Source organism: Pedobacter sp. (genome assembly GCF_045628745.1).
Classification (GTDB): Bacteria; Bacteroidota; Bacteroidia; order Sphingobacteriales; family Sphingobacteriaceae; genus Pedobacter.
Map to the genome: position 1 here is coordinate 1 of NZ_JAZQPU010000355.1, position 3569 is coordinate 3569.

General features: G+C 38.1%; 2 protein-coding genes. One reads left to right on the top strand and one right to left on the bottom strand.

Annotated elements, in window-relative coordinates:
• Positions 1-539 precede the first annotated feature (539 nt).
• Positions 540-2327 carry a M61 family metallopeptidase gene (locus ACR2F7_RS13010; protein ID WP_432713989.1) on the bottom strand — a complete coding sequence of 596 codons (1788 nt, stop codon included), beginning with the start codon at positions 2325-2327 and terminating at the stop codon, positions 540-542.
• Between the two features lie 516 nt (positions 2328-2843).
• On the opposite strand from ACR2F7_RS13010, the gene ACR2F7_RS13015 reads away from it, so the two are divergent.
• Positions 2844-3569: efflux RND transporter periplasmic adaptor subunit (locus ACR2F7_RS13015; RefSeq protein ID WP_432713990.1), on the top strand; the 726-nt coding region annotated here is incomplete at its 3' end.

Consider the following 3569-nt stretch of genomic DNA (forward strand, 5'->3'; position numbering starts at 1 on the left):
ATGTCCAGACCAAATCTCTGGCCATAAAGCATGTCTTCCAGCGTATCTCTATGCTCAGAACTTTTGCGCCGCGCACATCTTAAAAGCAGTAATAATACACCTTTAAAATACAAAAAAAGGAGCAGAAAAACTAGTCTTCTACTCGTTTTATCCCTTTTAAATTAAGGGACTTTTTCAGTGCCCTCCTCATGGAGGATACGGGCTTTTTTGTTTTCAAGCTACCAGGCTATTTCATCAACAGCGAATTCTTTAAGGATCTTAAGTGTCTTTCGCTGCCCATTTACGAGTTTATGATAAGTTGAACTTGGCGATCTTAAAGGTTATAGTTTACATAGCGTTTAGAGGGCGTGGGCAGGGCCTTCGTAGGGCCTTCCTATATCGAAAGATATACAAGGGCCCTGCCAACGCCCTCTAAACGCTAACTTACGGATTGGTAAAATAATAGCTGACCTTAACTTATATTTTACGGGCATTATAACCAAAAAGAAAGCCGCACCATTTTTAAATGATGCGGCTTTTAAGGTTTTCAAGGCTATTGGTTAGAGACCAAACCATTTCTTGCGCACTGCTAATTGCTGTGCTGAAGGTTTTTCATCCAGCGCAGCTACCAAACTTACATTTGGATTCGCTTTAAGGGTAATAGCAAAGGTTTTAGGCAATCCATCTCTGGAAACGGCTACCTTAACCACATCACCTACTTTTTTACCTGTAACAGCAGGCATCCTCTCTAAAGAAGATTCCACAGGAATACCATCCACACTGATCAGCTCGTCGTTAACATTTAAGCCACCAACCCATGCTGAAGAATTACGTGAAACAGCAGTAATAAACATACGGCCTTCTGTTTTTCTCGAAGCCAAACCGATGTAAGGAACATTTTTCCCTGCATTCTGGTTGCTTACTTTAACACCTGCAAAGCCAAAGTATTTTTCATACTCTGCAGCTTGTGTACCATTAACATATTTAGCATAAAAATCGTTAAAGCTGATGCCACTTATTTTTTCAACCATCGCTTTAAATTCGGCATCGGTATAACCTCTTTTTAAAGTTTTGCATTGTAAATACATCGCTTTCATCACATCATCAAGGCTTTTTGCTCCTTTAGTGGCATTGGCAATTTCAAGGTCCATCAATAAACCGATCACTTCACCTTTGCTGTAGTAAGAAACGCCTGTGTTATTTGAATTTTCATTAGGTCGGTAATATTTAATCCAGGCATCAAAGCTGGCCTCAGCAGCAGACTGCACTTTTGCACCCGGCGTATTTTCAACAGACGCTACGGCAGCAGCCAAATTACTTGCATAGTTTTCAGCATTCACAAAACCTGCACGCAGCATAATTTTATTTTCGTAGTAAGCAGTAAAACCTTCTGCTATCCACAAATTGGTGGTGTAGTTCTCTTTGTTATAGTCAAATGGACCTAAAGCTACCGGACGAAGGCGTTTAACATTCCATAAATGGTGATATTCATGTGCAACTAAACCTAAGAAGCCGTTGTAACCATCTTCTGTATTGTATTGATCTCTTGAACCTCCTAAAACAGTAGAGTTTAAATGCTCTAAACCACCACCACCTCTACTGAAGTTGTGAACAATAAAGGTGTAATGTTTATTAGGATTTTCGCCATAGATGGCTGTTGCAGCTTCCACAACCTTAGCCATGTCCACTTTTAAACGTTCTTTATCATAATTACCACCACCATACATGGCTACTTCATGTTTAACACCAGCGGCATTAAACTCAAAAACATCCTGGTTTCCTACTTCAAGAGGACTGTCGAATAAGATGTCAAAATCTGAAGCCTGGTAAGTAAATTGTTGTCCGGCTACTGGTTCTAAGCCTGTACTCACCTTCGACCAGCCTTTATAAGGGATCACTTTTACTGTACTCGGCGAGCTCAACATTCCATCGGGGTACATAAATATACCTGTAGAAGATAAGAAGGCGTGGGTATCATCAATAAAGGATGTACGCACAGAAACCTCAAAAGCATATACGCGGTAATTGATTTTTAAGGCTGCATTTTTAGCATGATAAACTCTCCATGTGTTTTTATCAATTTTCTCTGCTTTAACAGCTTTACCACCTGCCTGTGCTTTAAAACCTTCAACACTTTTAGCAAATTCACGAACCAGGTAAGATCCTGGAGCCCAAACTGGCATTTTCACATCTACAAAATCTTTGTTTAAGCCAGAAATGTTCATTTCCACTTCTGCATAATGTGCTTGAGGTTCTATAAAACTAACTTCAAAGTTTATCTTTACTTGTGATTTGGCTGTCATACTTAGGGCTAATAAGACCACTAATCCTACTATTGATTTTTTCATGTGTTAATTATTGTTTTTTATGGGTCATGAAGCTATGTTGAGCAAATTCTATTGCTTTTTGTTGAATGTTTACTCAACATGGTTTCATGTGTTAATTATTGTTTTTTATGGGTCGTGAAGTTATGTTGAGCAAATTCTATTGCTTTTTGTTGAATGTTTACTCAACATGATTTCATTAATTTGTTATTTATTTTTAGAGGTCATGAAGCTATGTTGAACAATTGAGTTGATTGTTGCTCAACATCTATTCATTGTGTGGTTATTTATTTTAAAGTAATGAACCGCTTAGCAGCAAAATTATTGATGTTTGCTAAAATTGGTTTGTTTTATTGATAATTGTTTTTAAAAAGGTAATTATGCACACCTATTATAGTGCTTTCTGGTGGCAAATTTATAACTTATGTTAGCTATTTGCCATTCTATATTTTTTAAAGCTGTAACATACTTAATACAACGCTCGCCTTAATGACATATTTAAATATTTTTGTATTCTAACATTTGCATACAATTAACTTTATGAAGCTCAAATATATCGTTTACATTCTTATTGCCCTTGGCATCGCTTACTTTGTTTATTATCGCATTAACGCTAATCAAAAGATTGCAGGTTCAGGCGGAGGTGGTAAAGACAAAAAAGGCCCTTCTTCATCCTTAAATGTAAATGGAATGGTGGTCAATTCAAGTAGTTTTAACAACGACCTTGACATTACCGGTGCCATTGAAGCCAATGAATCTGTAGCGCTGCAAAGTGAAGTAGCAGGCTTGGTTACGGGCATTTATTTTCAGGAGGGTGCGAATGTAAAAAAAGGTATGCTGCTGGTTAAAATCAACGACAGAGATATCCAGGCACAATTGCAGCAGGCCTTGACCAAAGAAAAGCTTTCCTCAACCAATGAAAGCCGTGCTAAACAGTTGCTAGCAAAAGGGGCCATCAGCCAGGAAGAATATGATACTTCGCTAGCCGATTTATTATCCCTAAGGTCAGCAACATCACTCATTCGTGCGCAATTAGCAAAAACGTCTATCTATGCCCCATTTAGTGGTAAAGTTGGCCTTCGCTCTATTTCCACTGGCGAATACATTACTCCAACAAAGGTCATTGCCAATTTAATGAACATCAACCCTATCAAAATCAACTTTTCTGTTCCGGAAAAGTATGTAGGGCAGATCAAAATGAATTCGCCTATATCGTTTACAACAAGTGGCTCTGCTAAGGTTTATACAGGAAAAGTGTTTGCCATA

Excerpts from the sequence above, each read along its gene's own strand:
- ACR2F7_RS13010 (WP_432713989.1), bottom strand. The coding sequence starts at position 2,327 with ATGAAAAAATCAATAGTAGGATTAGTGGTCTTATTAGCCCTAAGTATG.